This window comes from Streptomyces sp. CB01580 (assembly GCF_001905795.1).
Lineage (GTDB): Bacteria > Actinomycetota > Actinomycetes > Streptomycetales > Streptomycetaceae > Streptomyces.
Genome location: NZ_LIXJ01000031.1, coordinates 63,094 through 79,753 on the forward strand (window position 1 = coordinate 63,094; position 16,660 = coordinate 79,753).

11 protein-coding genes and 5 pseudogenes are annotated in these 16,660 nt (G+C 67.5%); 12 read left to right on the forward strand and 4 right to left on the reverse strand.

Annotated features, from left to right (window positions below):
• Positions 1–326: 326 nt before the first annotated feature.
• Complete coding sequence (locus tag AMK22_RS31325) at positions 327–1,571, reverse strand: MFS transporter (RefSeq protein WP_242434223.1); 1,245 nt, start codon at positions 1,569–1,571, stop codon at positions 327–329.
• Positions 1,572–1,803: 232 nt separating this feature from the next.
• On the opposite strand from AMK22_RS31325, the gene AMK22_RS31330 reads away from it, so the two are divergent.
• From AMK22_RS31330 to AMK22_RS31340, 4 genes and pseudogenes are all read left to right on the forward strand, one after another.
• Positions 1,804–2,481, forward strand: coding sequence for an HdeD family acid-resistance protein (locus tag AMK22_RS31330; RefSeq protein WP_073790579.1), 678 nt, complete (start codon positions 1,804–1,806; stop codon positions 2,479–2,481).
• 1,265 nt (positions 2,482–3,746) lie between these two features.
• Positions 3,747–5,208: group II intron reverse transcriptase/maturase (ltrA, locus tag AMK22_RS31335; RefSeq protein WP_242434225.1), on the forward strand; the 1,462-nt coding region annotated here is incomplete at its 3' end.
• 241 nt (positions 5,209–5,449) lie between these two features.
• Positions 5,450–5,658 (forward strand): annotated as a pseudogene (locus tag AMK22_RS42460) (IS630 family transposase); the annotation flags it as partial.
• A gap of 377 nt (positions 5,659–6,035) precedes the next feature.
• Entirely contained in the window at positions 6,036–6,623 is a 588-nt protein-coding gene (locus AMK22_RS31340; protein ID WP_073790581.1) for a TetR/AcrR family transcriptional regulator, read from the forward strand.
• Here the strand turns inward: AMK22_RS31340 and AMK22_RS42465 are convergent.
• Complete coding sequence (locus AMK22_RS42465; RefSeq protein ID WP_443333332.1) at positions 6,614–6,868, reverse strand: DUF6928 family protein; 255 nt, start codon at positions 6,866–6,868, stop codon at positions 6,614–6,616. The genes AMK22_RS31340 and AMK22_RS42465 overlap by 10 nt on opposite strands.
• Positions 6,869–6,906: 38 nt before the next feature.
• Between AMK22_RS42465 and AMK22_RS41350 the strand changes: the two are divergent.
• Positions 6,907–7,218, forward strand: a pseudogene (locus AMK22_RS41350) (integrase core domain-containing protein); the annotation flags it as partial.
• Positions 7,219–7,800: 582 nt separating this feature from the next.
• Here AMK22_RS41350 and AMK22_RS31350 read toward each other — a convergent pair.
• Complete coding sequence (locus AMK22_RS31350; RefSeq protein ID WP_073790583.1) at positions 7,801–8,547, reverse strand: GNAT family N-acetyltransferase; 747 nt, start codon at positions 8,545–8,547, stop codon at positions 7,801–7,803.
• A 371-nt stretch (positions 8,548–8,918) separates the two neighbouring features.
• Between AMK22_RS31350 and AMK22_RS41895 the strand changes: the two genes are divergently transcribed.
• From AMK22_RS41895 to AMK22_RS41360, 7 genes and pseudogenes are all read left to right on the forward strand, one after another.
• A complete protein-coding gene (locus AMK22_RS41895) occupies positions 8,919–9,053 on the forward strand; it encodes a hypothetical protein (RefSeq protein ID WP_274535456.1) in 135 nt (44 codons plus the stop codon).
• 82 nt (positions 9,054–9,135) lie between these two features.
• Complete coding sequence (locus AMK22_RS31355; protein WP_073790585.1) at positions 9,136–10,281, forward strand: FAD-dependent monooxygenase; 1,146 nt, start codon at positions 9,136–9,138, stop codon at positions 10,279–10,281.
• Positions 10,282–10,330: 49 nt separating this feature from the next.
• Positions 10,331–11,224 (forward strand): NAD(P)-dependent oxidoreductase, encoded by an 894-nt coding sequence (locus tag AMK22_RS31360; RefSeq protein WP_073790587.1) that lies wholly within the window; start codon positions 10,331–10,333, stop codon positions 11,222–11,224.
• A gap of 727 nt (positions 11,225–11,951) precedes the next feature.
• Positions 11,952–12,662: a hypothetical protein gene (locus AMK22_RS31365; protein ID WP_242434226.1), complete on the forward strand. Its 711-nt coding sequence runs from the start codon at positions 11,952–11,954 to the stop codon at positions 12,660–12,662.
• Between the two features lie 50 nt (positions 12,663–12,712).
• Positions 12,713–13,924: a nucleotidyl transferase AbiEii/AbiGii toxin family protein gene (locus AMK22_RS40270; protein WP_199883361.1), complete on the forward strand. Its 1,212-nt coding sequence runs from the start codon at positions 12,713–12,715 to the stop codon at positions 13,922–13,924.
• A gap of 115 nt (positions 13,925–14,039) precedes the next feature.
• Positions 14,040–14,698, forward strand: a pseudogene (locus tag AMK22_RS31380) (IS5 family transposase); the annotation flags it as partial.
• Positions 14,699–15,027: 329 nt separating this feature from the next.
• Positions 15,028–16,059 (forward strand): annotated as a pseudogene (locus AMK22_RS41360) (MFS transporter); the annotation flags it as partial.
• Positions 16,060–16,146: 87 nt separating this feature from the next.
• Here AMK22_RS41360 and AMK22_RS39710 read toward each other — a convergent pair.
• A pseudogene (locus AMK22_RS39710) lies at positions 16,147–16,308 on the reverse strand (helix-turn-helix domain-containing protein); the annotation flags it as partial.
• Between the last annotated feature and the right edge of the window lie 352 nt (positions 16,309–16,660).

Sequence of the window (16,660 nt, forward strand, 5' to 3'; positions counted from 1 at the left end):
ATCGACCCACACAGCCACTCACGCGAGCGATACACGCCCGGCCTCCTGACCCCACCGTCATCGGACAAGACCCCAGCGTGACACGACGAGGCGGTCCATCCCGGCCATTACTCCCGCGGCAGCATGCCACCCCAAGTCGGCCCCTCCGGTGGGGCGGGGAAGGCCCACCCGCCCCACCGCCGGTGGCGTCTGCAGGCTTGGGTGATCTCGATGTGCCGGGCGTGGCTGCCTGGGACGTGAAAACCCGCCCAGGAAGCCACTGACGGGATACTTGTCACCCGGTTCGCCGCTCGTCAGTTGCGCTGTCTCGTGAGGTTGGTGTCATGTCAGCGGCGGGTGGCGGCGGACGTGCGGTGTCGGTGCGTGCGGCGGTGCAGCGCCGTCGTGGCGAGCGCGAGGGTCAGGCCGGTCGCGCCCAGGGCTGCCGCGATCCACAGCGACGACGTGTAGCCCCGGCCCGCCGAGAGCGCCGCGCCCGCCAGCAGCGGGCCGCCCGCGTTGCCGATGTTGAACGCCGAAACATTGGCCGCCGACGCGAGGTTGTCGGCGCCCCGGGCCGCCTCCAGGACCCGCGTCTGAGAGGGCGGGATCACTGCGGCCCCCACCAGGCCGAAGAGCAGGAAGCCGACGATCGCGGCGGGCTTGCTCTGTACAGCGAGGATCAGAAACGCGGAGACGACCGTGATCCCGGCAAGCGCCCCGTACAGCGTGGGCAGCAGCGCCCGGTCCGCGAGTCGCCCGGCCAGCGGGGTGCCCACGACCATTCCGATGCCGATCAGGACCAACATGAGCGGGACCGTACGGTCGTCAAAACCGGTGACCTCGGTGAGCAGGGGGGTGATGTATGTGAGGACGGTGAGGTAGGGCGCCCAGCCGAAGGCGGTCGCCGCCAGGGCGAGCCAGACCCGGCCGCGCCGGAAGACCGCCAGCTCCTGGCGGAAGCCGACGCCCCGCTCTCGGGGTATCGGCGGGACCAGCGCCGCGATCGCAGCCAGCAGCACTGCGCCGATAGCGGTCACCCCCCAGAACGCGGCCCGCCAGCCGAGCGCCTGCCCCAGCGCGGTGCCGCCGGGGACGCCGAGCACATTGGCGAGGCTCAGCCCCATGAATACCGTGGCGATGGCACTCGCCCTGCGCTCCGGCGCGACGAGGCCCGCCGCTACGACCGCGGCGGTTCCCACATAGGCACCTCCGGCGAGGGCCGACAACACCCGCCCGGCGAGCAGTACTTCATATCCGGGGGCCAGTGCGCTGAGCAGACCGGCCGCAGTGAAGAGGGCGACCAGCCAGAGAAGCAGGTGTTTGCGGGGGAGCCTCGCGCCCAGGACCGTGAGCAGTGGGGCGCCCACCACCATGCCCACGGCATAGCCCGACACGAGTAGGCCCGCCGTGGGCAGCGAGACGCCGAAGTCCGTGGCCACTTCGGGGAGCAGTCCGGCGATGACCACCTCCGTGGTGCCGACGGCGAAAGCTCCGAGTGCGAGGGCCGACAGGGAGGCGATGCCTGCTCTGCGAGGACGGGTGCCGGGCGCTCGGGTACGGAGCGGCGCGGTTGCGAGATCGTTTGTCACGCCATTCAGGCTCGCGCCGCTTCCTGCCGGGAACAGCGCTTGTCCGCGCAACGATCGGTAAACGCGGCTTACCGATTGGGTGCGGGCACGGGATCCGGGGTGTTCGGCGCGGAACCGGTTGGACACGGCCTGCGGTTCACCAGGTTCCGTGCGGCGCGGTCCGCGCCTTTGCCGTCAGCCGGTTGGACCGGCAAAGATGGCGGGGCGCCCGTGCCCGGTACAAGCATGGATCATGACCGACGTACCGAGCGGCTCCCCCCGGGGGCCGGAATACGACGACCGTCACACGCATGCCGCAGGTGACATGTACGCGCCCAAACTGCACTCGGGCTACATGGAGCCACCCTTCGAGGGGGTCCTGCACCGCCTCTCCCGCACCGCCTGGCAGGTCGTCCTGATGACCGGCATCGCCTCCCTGATCCTTGGGATCGTGATCCTGGCCTGGCCGGGCCCGTCCCTGCTCGTCGCCGGGATCCTCTTCGGCATCTACCTCATTCTCAGCGGCGTGCTCCAACTGGCGGCCGCCTTCGGCACGCACAAGGCGACCGCACTGCGTGTCCTGGCCTTCATCAGCGGCGCCCTGTCGATCCTGCTGGGCCTGTTCTGTTTCCGGGGCCGGTTGGAGTCGATCCTGCTACTCGCGTTGTGGATCGGCATCGGCTGGCTGATCCGCGGGATCACCCATACTCTGGCCGTCGTTCACGACCCCACCATGCCCGCGCGCGGCTGGCAGGCCACCCTCGGCGTCGTCACCTTCATCGCGGGGATCGTGCTGATCATCTCGCCGTTCAACTCGATCGCCGTGCTCACCCTGGTCACCGGCTGGTGGTTGGTCGCGGTCGGCATCGTTGAGATCGTCACGGCGGTCCGGCTCCACGGCCGTGCGCAGAGGATCCCGCGCACGGCATGAACCCCGTGCAGTGCGTCAATTTCGTGCAGCGCTGGCCCGAGAGGGCGATTGTCGGGATCGGCACACCGAACGGTGCGTGCGTCGTCGGCAGATGCCGCCTTGTGAGCCCGACCCCGCAGCCCCGCCGGTGTCGGTGACCCGCTTCGTTGTCCAGTGGCCGAGGGCGGGCAGGCCGGGGACCGGGGGCGTCTTGGGCGGACGCCGGGTTCCACTGCTCCGGGCTGGTTTCTCTTCTCGTACGGACAGGTGAATCCGCTGGTCAGCCGGGATTCAGCGGGAGCGCGAGCTGTTCGAGGAACACGCAGCGTCTTCCCGTCGACGGCGGGAAGTTCCCCGCCTGGCCACCGTCATCGGCCTCGCCTCGCGCCGCCTGGTCGGCTGGTCGGCTGGTCGGCTGGTCGGCTGGGGGAGCGTGGATCGCATGCGCCCGGACCTCGGCACCGACGCGCTCACCGCCGCGCAACGGATCTGCACCAGTCTCATCGGCGCTGCCATACACACCGGACACAGTGCCCGGTACACCTTCTGACAAAGGGTTCCCGGGGCTGACCGCGGCTCAGCCGGGCCCAGGCGGCGAGGCCCGGGCGTGAGTTGGCGGCGCATTCCCTGGTCCACAGGTGGGTGGACCGGCGGTGGACGCTCGCGCGGATCCAGACACCAATCAATCGGCTGTTCCATGTCTCCGTGTGTCCTGAGCGTGAGAAGGAGCTGGTTGTAGGAACAGCTTCCAATCGCGGTGCTATGTGGGAGATGAAGGTTTGGCCCTTCGGAGTCGCCCTGCGGGGGGAGGCTCCAAACCGCCTCATGCTGCGTTAGCTAATGACTGTCGTGGTGAGCGATGAGGAAAAGGCGTCGTTAGAGGCGTCAGGTGGGGATCGGGAAGACGAACGCAAGTGAATCGCTGCTGACGTGTCGAAATGGAAGCAGACGACATCGAAACCGGGGTGTGGAGATGGCCCTGGGATGAGCCTGGCGGGTGCCCGTTTATTGGCCAGGTGGTGTCCGGCATGAAGGCGACGTGAGCCCGATCTGCTGCTTCCGCATGGAACAGGAGAAGGCAGGTCCGTCACTGCTGCCGTGCTGCGGTGGCGAGAGGGAGTGCCCCAAGCGGCAGACACCGTGAGGGGTTGAGTACCGATGTCGTACCTGCTGGCGGACCGGCTTGTAGTAGTGATGAAGCCCCTGTAACGGGGGTGGAGCGAAGGGGCCGGGTCGCTCGTGACTGAGTTGATCACATCAACCGGATGATGTCTGGGAGAAGTGCGATGAACCAGTTGAAGTCATCGACCAAGCCGTTTGATATCTCGAAGTGGGAAGTCAAGGAAGCGTGGGAGGAAGTCAAGGCCAATAAAGGTGCGCCCGGAGTTGATGGGCAGAGCATCGACGACTTCGAGAAGGACCTGAAGGGAAACCTTTACAAGGTCTGGAACCGCATGTCATCGGGCTCGCACTTCCCGCCTCCGGTGCGGGCGGTGGCCATTCCGAAGCCGAACGGCGGTGGCACGAGAATGCTCGGCATTCCCGCTGTCGCCGACCGGGTAGCTCAGACCGTCGTAGCCCGGCATCTCATGCGAAGGGTGGAACCCATTTTCCACCCCGACAGCTACGGATATCGGCCCGGACGGTCTGCCTTGGACGCGGTAGGGAAATGCAGGGAGCGTAGCTGGCGGCGGGACTGGGTGGTCGAGTTCGACATTGCCAAGTTCTTCGACAGCGTGCCCTGGGACCTGCTGGTCAAGGCGGTGGCCGCACACACCAACGCCGTCTGGGTGAACTTGTATGTGCGGAGGTGGCTTACCGCCCCGCTCGTCATGCCCGACGGCTCCCTGGGGGAGCGGGAGCGCGGGACGCCTCAAGGGGCACCGGTCTCTCCCGTTCTGGCAAACCTGTTCCTGCACTACGCGTTCGATATGTGGATGGAGCGGGAGTTCCCGTCCGTTTGGTTCGAGCGTTACGCGGACGACGCGGTCCTGCACTGCGTCACCGAGCAAGAGGCCCGCCTGGTGCTGGCTGCGCTCACGAACAGGATGGTCGAGGTCGGGCTGCGTCTGCACCCGGGCAAGACCCGGATTGTTTACTGCAAGGACGGCAACCGCCGGTGCTCCTTCGAGCACACGGCCTTCACCTTCCTTGGGTACACGTTCCGCGCCCGGAAGAACCGGAATCGGCACGGGAAGCTGTTCCTGTCGTTCGAGCCGGGGATCAGCAGGGAGGCCCTGACGAGGATCGGTCGAGAGGTGCGGTCCTGGCGACTGCACCGACGTGCTGATCTGACCTTCAACGAGCTCGCTCGCAGGATGAATCCTGTGATCGGGGGCTGGATCAATTACTACGGCCGTTTCCGGCCTGGGAGTTGGACCGCTTCTTGGCGCGCGTCAACACCTACCTGGTGCGTTGGATCCGCAACAAGTACAAGCGGCTCGCGGCCCAGAAGAAGGCGTATTCGAAGATGCAGGAGATCGCCCAGCGATACCCCCGCATGTTCGTGCACTGGCGCCTCACTACGGCCGCCGCGGAGGTCTGATGATCAGAGCGACAAGAGCCGTGTAACGGGAGATCGTTACGCACGGTTCTGTGAGAGCCGAGGGGCGAGATCCCCCTCGGCTCACCAGCCTGGCGGAGCACGGCGGCCAGGAGTTCCACGCCTACCCGTTCGTCGGCGACCGCCCGACTGCTCGGGGCCGAACCCGGTCACCGGTGAGGTACGCGTCCTGAAGAAGCGCTCCTNCAACACCTACCTGGTGCGTTGGATCCGCAACAAGTACAAGCGGCTCGCGGCCCAGAAGAAGGCGTATTCGAAGATGCAGGAGATCGCCCAGCGATACCCCCGCATGTTCGTGCACTGGCGCCTCACTACGGCCGCCGCGGAGGTCTGATGATCAGAGCGACAAGAGCCGTGTAACGGGAGATCGTTACGCACGGTTCTGTGAGAGCCGAGGGGCGAGATCCCCCTCGGCTACTCGACTGCACGGTCGAGGGCACCTGGAGGCTGCCGAAGGGATCGGCACGGCTGGAGCTGGCAGTAGTCAGCCGGGCGGGCAATCGAACGGGGCGACTCGGCGGTCGAAATGTGGAAGAAGGAGACCTGGCCGCGGGTAAGAGTTGTGCGGAGGGGCGCGGGCCAGGATCCTTTTCGAGGACGAGGCCGGGCAATCGATGACTCCGCCGCGCGCCAGGCACGAGCCCGACGATCCGGTCGTGGGACCGAAGCGCAATCTGCTTGAGCCGGACGAAGACGCCGAGCCCCTCGCCATGCTGGACTTCAATGTATGAGCGGTGGTCCTTGACGGCGGTGACGCGAGTGTTCGTGTGCAGGGCGGCGGGGGGCGTGAAGGTTGCGGCGCGTTCCAACGCCTCCACCCGCCAGCCTGCCGGATCAGCGCGACGGCGGAGGCCAGGCCGCTGATCCCCCTCCGACCGCGATTGTGCTGAATGCGTTGCAGGTGGTCGCGCGGACTTCTCCTCTACATTTGTAGCAATCGTGGACATGTTGCACCGGCGGAGGAGGGTATACTACATCTGTAGAGTGGGGGTGATCGCGCGAGGAGGAGCCAGTGGCCGAACGTACGACAAGACGGCAGGAGCTGGCCGATGCGGCGATCAGCACGCTGGCCCGGGCGGGGATGCGCGGTCTGACGCACCGTGCAGTCGATGAGGTCGCCGGTGTGCCGACCGGCACATGCTCGTACTACTTCCGCACCCGGCAGGCGCTCCTGCAGGCGACGGTCGAGCGGTTGGCCGAGGCGGATCTCGCCGACCTGGCCGACCGCCCCGTCATCACCGAACCGGCGGACATCGCCCAGGTTGCCACGGTCGCTGCCGACCTCGTCGAACACTGGGTCACCGACGGTCGCGAACGCATGCTTGCCCGCTACGAACTGTCCTTGGAGTCCACGCGGCGGCCCGAGTTGCATGCCGTCCTCGTCGCCGCAGGCGAGGTATACCGAGCCCTGGCAAGGGATTTGCTCACCGCCGTGGGCGCATGCGATCCACCATCACAGGCGCCGATACTCGTGGCCTTCCTGGACGGCCTCGTCTTCGATCACCTGGCAGGCGCGGGTGCGCTTGGCCTGACTTCCGACGAACTTCACAGACGTTTTCTCGACCTGCTCTACGGTTTCACCAGGCCGCTTCATCCGTGAGTCACCGAAGAACGTCTGACGGGAGCGGCTTCCGCCCCGTAGAGCGTCTCGAACGGCAGCGGCCCGCCGATATTCTCCACGACGCCGCTGTTCGGTGAGAGGGCCGGTGAGCGTTCAAGTCCGCCGCCCTGTCGGACGGTGGAGGCGCACCGATCCACGACGCTGTGCATGAGGTGCAACACCATGCGTCGGCCTCCTGCTGCGCTGCGGACCCGGCCAGTCGGCGACGACGGCCTGGCGACCATCAGTTGCTGGTCGCAGATGGCGTCGATCCCGTCGAAGCAAGGAGACCTCGCCCGCCTTCTGGACCCGCGCCCAGGCCTACTTCACCTCATGCGGCATCACCGTCGAACGGGTCCTGACCGACAACGGCTCCTGCTGCAAGCCCCGCGCCTGGCACGACACCCTGACAGCAGCCGGGATCACCCACAAACGCACCCGGCCCTATCGCCCCCAGACCAACGGCAAAGTCGAACGCCTCAACCGCACCCGGCGCGCCGAATGGGCCTACGCCCACCCCTACCGCTCAGAAGGCGAACGACGCGACGCCTTCCCACAGCGGCTGTACACCCACACGCGGACATCGCCTCAACCAGCGTGTCTGTCCCCACAACCCGGTGAACCCTCCCGGTCGGAGCACCAGGAACGGCGTGTTGCCGTCCCTGCGGGTGCGAGGAAGCGGCCCGGCGTCCCAGCCTGCGCTGCCGAGGTCGGCAGTGACACCAGTTGCTTGGCGGCCTCCTGTGACTCTTCCTGCAGTTTGCCAGCGAGCAGGCCGGGCTACGTGCAGCCGGGTCAGGGTGCGGCAATTGCTCAGTGGAGAGGACAGAGCACCGCCAACGTAGGGAGGAGCTGTACCTCTTGCGGTACACGGTCGCATTCCGCCGCAGGACTCTCGCAGCCTGTTCCGTCTGGCTGATGGACTTGCGGCTGGGCCTTGCGGCCGCGTCAGCGGTTCCTCGAAGGACTCAGGGAACTGCTGACGCTGTCCTTGCCGGCGGACAGGAGCGGTCGGCAAGTGGCCTGCGTCCATCCACCGGAACCGCCGGCTCGCCCTGCAGTACGGTCCGCCTCGTCGCAGAACTCGACGGTGACCTCCGGTGCTGGTGCGCGAGCCGACGGACCGCCGTGAACAGTCGACGCGTACCGGCTGCGGGGCGGGGAAGCGTTCCTTGACCTACGGCACTACGACAGTCAGTGATGTGCCGGTCAGTTGGAAGCCGAGCTTCTCGTAGACGCGGCGGGCTGGATTCGCATCGCTCACGACGAGCGAAATGTCGGCCAGTCCGTCGGCCGCAGCACTGCTGAGCACACGACGCAGCAGATTGGCGCCAAGGCCCGCGTAGCGGGCTCCGGGCCGGCGGAACACGTCCGCGATCCACGGCAGGCCGTCACGGTTGGTGACAATCGCCCCAGCGACCACGCGGTCCGTCTCGTCCACCACCAAGGCGCTGCATGGAAGCACCGGCCCGAGAACGGAACCCGCCAGCATCGGTGCCAGGCTCTCGTCGAGTGCTTCTTCGTCACTGCCGCGGTGGTGGTCGGGGTGGTCGGCAGGGAAGGCGGCTCGCCAGGCAGGGAACACCGCTTCGGCGTCGAGGTCGCAAGGAACTGCCCGAAGTCCGTTGCCCAGGGCGCGTGATGACCAATCGGCCGGCGGCGGACACACGACCAGGTCTCTCCGCATCTCGTGGGCGTGCCGCATCACTCGTGCGCCACGGCGCAGCAGTTGCTCACCAAGCTCCACGGATCCCGAGACTGCCCATCCGGACATGCCGGCGACGATTGATTCCACGGGGTCGGGGCCGACCACTTCGGCCAGGTCCGCCCATGGGTGCCCCTCCCGAACACCCTGCAGATAGGTCAGGACCGGCACGCCTTGCGCGTTGGTCAGGGTTTGGCGCTGCTCGTCGTTCTCCGTCACTGTCATCCTCGATAGATCATGTGTACCTCAGCGCGGGCATTCTGCAGTTCCGCCTCCGGTGTCACAACAGAGTTTCCGCGGTTCGTGATGTTTCATGCGGCGGCTTGATGGTCTCCGATCGTTGTGCACCGGCCCTCAGCCACAGGTGGCTGGCAGATGGCCGTGCCCGGGGAGGTTCTGGGTCCGGCGCACTCTGACCACGATCCGATACCGGTGGGCCTACCTTCGGTCCGCGCCCGGGACGGACCCCGAACATCCTGGAGGAGGGCTGGTGGTTTCACCGCACCGGTCTTCCCCTCACGCCTTCCCTTCACCCCGCCTCTACAGTTGTAGTAACGATGGTACTCTACTTCTGTAGAGGGATTGGGTGTGTGGAGGCGAAAGCACTTGTCGCTTCCATCGACGGTCTGCTTTTCGAGTATCTGGCCGGCCCGGACGGACTCGACCTCGACCCGGCCGAACTCCGTACCACACTGCTGAGCCTGTTGCGCACCTTCACCGACTGACCTCCGCACTGCCGTCCGCGGGGCGGAGTCTGCCGCAAGGCGGTTCCAGAACCCGGCAAGAAACCGAAAGAGAAAGCACCTTATGGACCCCGTACTCATCGCCGGAGCAGGCATCGGCGGACTCACTCTCGCAGCCGGACTCGCCGGCCGCGGCATTCCGGCCGTCGTCCTGGAGCAGGCCGAACAGCTCGCCCCTGTCGGGGCCGGCCTGACCGTGCAGCCCAACGCGCTGATGGCGCTGCGCCGTCTGGGCCTGGCCGAGCCTTTCGAAGCCGCCGGCGCGCGGCTTTCCACGGCCGCCGTCTATGACGCTCACGGCCGCGTGTTGCTGCAGCCCAGCCCCGCCCAGGCCGGCGCCTTGCTGGCGGAGATCGGCGCCCCCACCCTGGGCCTGCACCGTGCCACCATCCACCAGGCGCTGGTCGGCCAGCTCGGCACCAGCGAACTGAGGCTCGCCTCGACCGTCACCGCTGTTGACCCCGATCGGGCCACCGTCACCCTTGCGGATGGGCAAGAAGCACGCGGCTCCGTGCTGGTCGGTGCGGACGGTCTGCGCTCCACCGTCCGCACCGCACTGCTGGGCGCCCAGGCGCCCAGCTACAGCGGCTACTACTGCTGGCGCGGCGTCACCGACACCAACCCCCTGCCCAGCGACTGGGTTGGAGAGATGTGGGGAGCGGGCCGCCGCTTCGGCGGATGCGTCATCGACGGTGGCCGCCTGTACTGGTTCCTGTGCGCCAACGGTCCCGCCGACGGCAAGGACAGCGACACCCGTGCCGCGCTCACCCGGGCCACGGGCGAGTTCCCCGACTATGTCCGCCAGGCCGTCGAGGACACTCCCCTCAGCGCCATCCGCCGCGACGACATCCGCGACCGCCCGCCGGTCACGCAGTGGGGCCGGGGCCGCACCACCCTGCTCGGCGACGCCGCCCACCCCATGACCCCCAACCTGGGCCAGGGCGCGTGCCAGGCCATCGAGGACGCTCTCGCCCTCACCGACCTGATCGCCGAGCACGGTCCCACCCCCGACGCCCTACGCCGCTACGAACGCTTCCGCCAGCCCAGGGCCAACGCCGTCGTCAAGGCCGCCCGCCAGATCGGACGCATCGCCCACTGGAGCACCCCCACACGCACCCGGGTACGCAACACCCTCGTCCGCCTGACCCCGGCCTCCGTCCTGGTGCGTCAGTTGCGCGCCTCCTGGCGACTGCCCAAGACCACGAGCTGACCCCCAGGCACCCCTCCACCCATGCCGATTCACCGGAAGCGAGCACAAGATGCACGATCTCGACACCGACACCGGCCGTATCCCCCTCTCGGTTCTCGGCCTGGGCCTGATGGGCCAGGCCCTCGCTCAGGCCTTCCTGGGCCAAGGCCATCCCACCACCGTGTGGAACCGCACCCGCGCCAAGGCCGAACCCCTCACCGCGCAGGGCGCGCAGCTCGCCTGGACCGTCCGTGACGCCGTCACGGCCAGCCCGCTCGTGGTCATTTGTGTTTCCGACTACGACAACGTGCGCGACATCCTCGAACCCGTGAGCCGGGACCTATCCGGCCGCACCCTGGTCAACCTGACCTCGGGCACCTCACAAGCGGCCCGTGAGACAGCCAAGTGGGTGGCGCTCCAAGGTGCCGCCTACCTCGACGGCGCGATCATGGCCGTACCCCCGGCCATCGGTACCGCGAACGCCGCCATCCTCTACAGCGGTCCGACCGCCGTATTCAGCCAACACCAACAGGTACTCGGCAGTCTCGGCACTCCCGTGTACGTCGGCGCAGACCACGGCCTGCCATCCCTGTTCGACGCGGCCGCGCTGAGTTTGGTGTGGAGCACTCTCAACGGCTTCCTGCACGGCGCTGCCCTGCTCGGCAAGGCGGGAATCCCCGCGACCGCATTCGCCCGCCTCGCCAAGGCGGGCATCGAATCCGTGGCCGACTGGGTGCCCGGCTATGCACAGCAGATCGACGACGGCACCTACCCGGCCACCGACTCCACCGTCAACACGAACCTGACCGGAATGAAACACCTCCTCCACGAAAGCCACGCCGCCGACATCAACACCGAACTACCCGAACTCCTCGCGACCCTGGCCGAACGAGCAGTTGCCAACGGACACGGCAACAACAGCTACGCAGCGATCACCGAACAACTCCGCCATCCCGCACCGTGACTGACAGCCACCAGCTGCTCCTGACCGATGGTGACGCGTTGATCGCTTGAGTACGCCTTCGTTTGCCGACCAGGCCGCGGACCTCCGTCCAAGCACGCCGAAGCCCGCGCGAGGGCGGGGGTCGGTCCGCCGCCTTCTATCGTTGCTCGTGACGTGGGGGGCCGAAACCCCAGGCCGAGATCACACACTTTGGACGGGCCGTCAAGCGACGGCCCTGCTGGTCAGCGGCACTCACTGACCAACCAGCCGGACGGCGTGGCGGTCGCCGCGACATAATTCCTGCGGATTACCACCGGGACTGCATCGATGGTTGTGACCGGAAGGTCTTGGTTCTGATCCTCGCTCGCGGGGCCGCCGCGCCGACGGCAACGAATGGCTGCTCCGTGCCCCGGCGGGCACAGAGGGCTTCTGCGATGCGGCGGCCCTCGCCCGACGCAGCGGCCATGGCGCAGCAGGCGGCGGTACGGACTTCGAGCTCCGAGTCGTCAAGGGGCGGAAGGGGCGGGCCGACGTCAGCGGTGACGGCGTTGCGTGAGGCCTCGATGGTCCTGTCCGGCGGCGAGGGGAGTCGGGGCCGTTGTCAGTGGGGCCGTCTACTGTGCCAGCCATGTTTGGTGATCTGCGGAACGGCGGCCTGCGGACTGAACCCACGACTGCGGATGAGTGGTCGTCGGATGCAGGGTTGCCGACAGTGCCGTTGGAGCCCGGGACACGGAGGGGCACGGCCATGTACGGAGCTGCCGGCTCCCCGTGCACCCCCCGTTCCGCCGGCGGACTCGACAACAGGGCCGAGGAGAAGCACTTCACCGGTGACTTCGAGACTCATCTGACGGTGCGTCTGAATGATGAGGAGGAACCGTCGTTGGCTCGCTGGGCGGAGTGCAACGGGTTGAAGTACTCCCGAATCGTCCTGGATCGGGGGAAGACGCCGGACCAACCGATGCTCACCATCTCCGGCCGTGGGACTCTGGCCCTGCAACGGGCTGTTGCCGGAAGGCACGTGGAACAACTGCGTTGTGAGGGCTTCGAGGTCACGCGCGTGAAGATCGAGGCGGCGCCATGGAACCAGGACGTACCACAGACAGCCTGGGAGGCTGTGCAGCTCCCGCCGCAGTGCTACTTCGAGCATCACGTGAAGCTGGTGTTGGCCGATGTCGGCCAGGTGGCGGCGGTGCGGTCCCTGTGTGAGCTCCAGGCAGCGCATGTCTCCCGCAACGCACGTCGTCCGCTGAGCGGTGGTCGTCATGAGCGCTTCGTCACGCAGCGCTGCCGACTGGTCGGCCGTCCTGCTGCTCGCGCGCGACTGGATGCCTTGCTGGTATCACTCGCCGACGCGGGGTTCGTGGCTGCGGAGGTCGAGGAGGAGTTCGTGGTGCACGATGACAACCTCGTCATGGACGCAGGCTGGATAGTCGCGGACGGGAGCGATGCCGTATGACGAAGGGAGATCGGAACCATCCGGCTCCCCAGGCGTCGAAGGGGGCGGTCGTGGGCCGGCAATCCCCGCCGGAGGAGTTCGACCGTCGGTCGCGCGCCGGGGAGCCGGAGTTCGCGGACCTGGCACAGGCCGTGCGCTGGCGGACCGCGCGCCGGGCGGCGATCGATCACGTGCTCGCTCTGATCGCCGGATCCTGGTGGAGTGACAGCCTGGTACTACGGGGCAGCCTGCCGCTCCAGGCATGGGCCGGTGAGCGGGCCCGGGAGCCGGCCGATCTCGACTGGGTGGTCGTTCGCGACATGCTCGACGGGGGCTGGCCGTACGGAAACCTCATCGACCTGACCCGCACCTGGCCCGACGTGGTGGACGCGCTGGAGCCGGCAGACGATGCGCACGGCATTCATGGGACCTGGGATGTGCGGCATCCGTCGGCGGACCTGGACCGGCTGTTGGAGGCCGCCTCAGCGGACGAGGGCGCCGAATCCCTGTACATGGACCTGCTTGAGCGGATCAGGCAACGGCCCGAGGCGCCGGGCGGCGTGGTACTCGACGCCGATCGGGCATACGCGGAGTCGAGCGACGGAGGCTGGTCCTACCACGGGCCAGGGGTGCGGCTGGAAGTGCCCTGGCGGGCATCCGGATTGCCGACCGGCAGGATACGCGTGGACTTCGCCACCGACGACATGTTCTCCGCCCTGCCGGAGTTGACGGCCTTGCCAGTCGGCTGCGGCGAACCGCCCGTCGTGGTTCAGACGGCAAGCCGTGAACTCTCACTTGCCTGGAAGATCCTCTGGCTGCAAGTCGAGTCCGAGGAGGATGACGGTGCCCAGGGCAAGGACCTCTACGACGCCGTCCTCCTGGCCGAGGACCGCCGTACCAGGCTGTCCACACGTCTCCTCGAAGACGTCCTGTCCGGCGGATACGGCCACACCAACCCGAAAGGATTCGACCCGGACCGGGTACACCAATGGCCCGTGGCATGGGCACGCTTCCAGGCCGAGTACCCCTGGGTGCAGGGCAGCGGGGAGGAGTGGTTGTCCCGATTGGCATGGGCACTCACTTCGATGTTCGTGTCGACGGCCCCCACCGAGGCCGATATCGAGGTCGGCGACTCCGTGACCATCAGCGGTGGCCCTTTTGCCACTTTCCAGGCGACTGTCAAAGAGGTCGGGCCCCACTCGAGAAGGGTCAAGGCTCTGGTCCATTTCTTCGGCCGGGAGACCCCCGTCGACCTGTCCTTCGACCAAGTGCAGAAGAACTGAAGAGCAGGTGGGTGAGCGGGGCCGAGCATGCTCGCGCGGGAGCTGCTGAAATTCAGCACGCCCAGGGGCCCGGCGCTGCTGGCGCGGTTCGTGAAGCTGCGGGACGTCGAGACCGGTGGCCACCTCGGGCTGTACCTGACGGCAGTTGCCGCCGGTGTTCGGGCCGGCCTGGCCCACGGTCCACCCCAGGTTCGCCCAGTGGAGCCGGGCCCGGGTCCGGGCCAGGCTCCACCGGGTCGTCCTTGGCGAACTCGGCGCCCGAGGGCGCCTGGACCGGTCGCGGTGCGCGATCGACTCCGTCAGTGTCCGGGCGGCAAGAGGGGGCCGTTGACCGGGCCGAATCCGACCGGTCGTGGCAAGAGCGGATGGAAGATCCACCTGATCACCGGCCGGAACGGGCTGCCCCTGTCACCGGGCATCTCCGGCGCCAACACGCACGACAGCCTCGGCCTTGAACCGCTCGTACGCGGAATCCCGCCCATCCGCTCGCGCCACGGCCCCCGACGCCCGGCCAAGCTCCATGCCGACAAGGGTTACGACTACGACCACCTGCGCCGCCGGCTCCGTGGCAGGGGCATCCGTCACCGCATTGCCCGCAAAAGCATGGAGTCCTCGACGCGGCTGGGCCGCCACCGCTGGGTCGTGGAGAGAACGGTGTCCTGGCCCGCCGGATGCCGCCGCCCGCACCGCCGCCACGAACGCGAGGCCGAGCACTTCCTCGCCTTCGCCGGCGTAGCAGCAGCCCTCATCGGCTACCGCCGACTCACCAAATGAAAGGACGTCTTGAGGAGACCGTCTCAACCCAGAAGGTGAGCGGTACTACCCGTTGAGCGCGGCGTGGTGAAAGACCGAGGACGCGGGTGCGCGGGCCAGGAAGGCACGCATCGTGTCGAAGTCGTACTGCCGGAGAGGCACAGTGCGAGCACGAACGTCGTGGAGGCCCCTCGATCAAGTCGCTACGAGGGCGCCGACGTGGCCGCGCAGGCAGTTGCCGAACCCGAATTCTCGGGGCAGGCCCGGCCCTCTGATCGATGAGTCGTGGTAATGAGTGGATGAGATCATCGATCTTGTTCGGTCCCACAAGGGGGTGGTGATCTGGCCACATGAAAAATGCGGAAGCTCTCACACCCCTCACAGCGGACGGCGACACACCTCGCTGGTCACCGGTCATCGCCGTGGCACTCAGCACTTTTACCGTGGTGTCCTCCGAAATGATGCCCGTGGGCCTGCTGACGCCCATGTCGGAGGCGCTTTCCGTCTCCGCTGGTGTCACTGGCCTGTCCCTGACGATCACCGGGGTCGTCGCTGCGGCCGTGTCCCCCTTCGTTCCGGCGTTCATCGGGCTCCGCGATCGCAAGGGAGTGCTCGTCGCCTTCATGGTTCTGCTGTCACTGGCGAATGCACTGACCGCGATCGCACCCAACTTCCCGGTCCTGGCTTTCAGCCGAATCCTTCTCGGCATTGCGATGGGCGTCGTGTGGGGACTCGCCGCAGGACTGGGCCCGCGACTCGTCGGCGGACCACGAGTCACGCTTGCCACCACGCTGATCTTCTCGGGGGTCTCCATCGCCTCGGTTCTCGGCGTGCCGCTGGGGACCCTCCTTGCGGCGCTCCTCGGCTGGCGTGCCACGTTCTGGGCACTCGCACTCGTCGGTGTGGTGGCCGCCGGCGTCCTGGTCCTCACGCTTCCGGCCCTCCCGGTTCACCAGCGGATCCGCCTCGACGGAACCGTCGACGCGCTGAGAAGCCGTGGTGTCGCGGCCGGGTTGGCCATCACGGGGCTGATCGTGCTCGGCCACTTCACCGGTTACACGTACGTGCGCCCGGTCCTCGAGCTGGACGCGGGCATGAGCGCCGGCCTGATCGCGAGCTGCCTGCTGGTCTACGGTCTGGCCGGTGTCGCCGGCAACTTCACTCTCGGCCCGCTGGCAGGCCGGTACACGAAGGAGGCTGTGACCACCGCCCTGGCGGGCGTCACACTGGCCGCAGCACTGCTGCCGTTCGCCACCGCGAGCACTGTCGCTGTACTGATCGCGCTCGTCCTCTGGGGCGTCTCGTACGGCGGAGTCTCGGTCTCGACGCAGACCTGGGTTCGCACGGCCGACCCCGCGCGTACCGAGGCATCGGCCGCGCTGTGGGCCGGCGTACTGTTCGGCCAGTGCTCGCCCCGGATCGGTCAGCTCGACCCGGCGGCTTGTTCGTACGAACACCGGAGCACCCAATCGGTTCTCCAGGCGCTTGATCAGCTGGGAGACGCGTCCCTGGGTGACACCCAGGATTTCGGCCGTGCGGCCGAAATGGAGTTGGTGAACCAGCACGGAGAAACACTCAAGTTCCTGGAGCGGAAGCTCCGGGATTACGGGCCATGGCGGTGTGCGATCCACCTGCGCATTCTATGCCGGTCCCGCGCGGCGCCCGGTCCGGGCAGTGGTGATCCCCCCCCGCAAGGTGTCGAGGTGAGATCATTCCGGCCAGTCGGCCAGTCGGCCGGCAGGCCGACTTCGCACTCGATCACAGTGATCCGGACCTGCAACCGTTTCTCCCGGAGGCATGACCGAGCCGTCCTGGCATCAGGGAGGTGCGTCCGTTATGCGGCCGTCGTGGTGTGCGGGGGAATGGATGGACGCGCCGCACGCGGTGGGCGTCAGTGCGAAAGTCGGTGTCCCGCCTCAACGAAGGCAGTCGTTCCCGACCCACTGACCAGGTCGGACAAGTCCTAGTACTGCAACGGTGCTT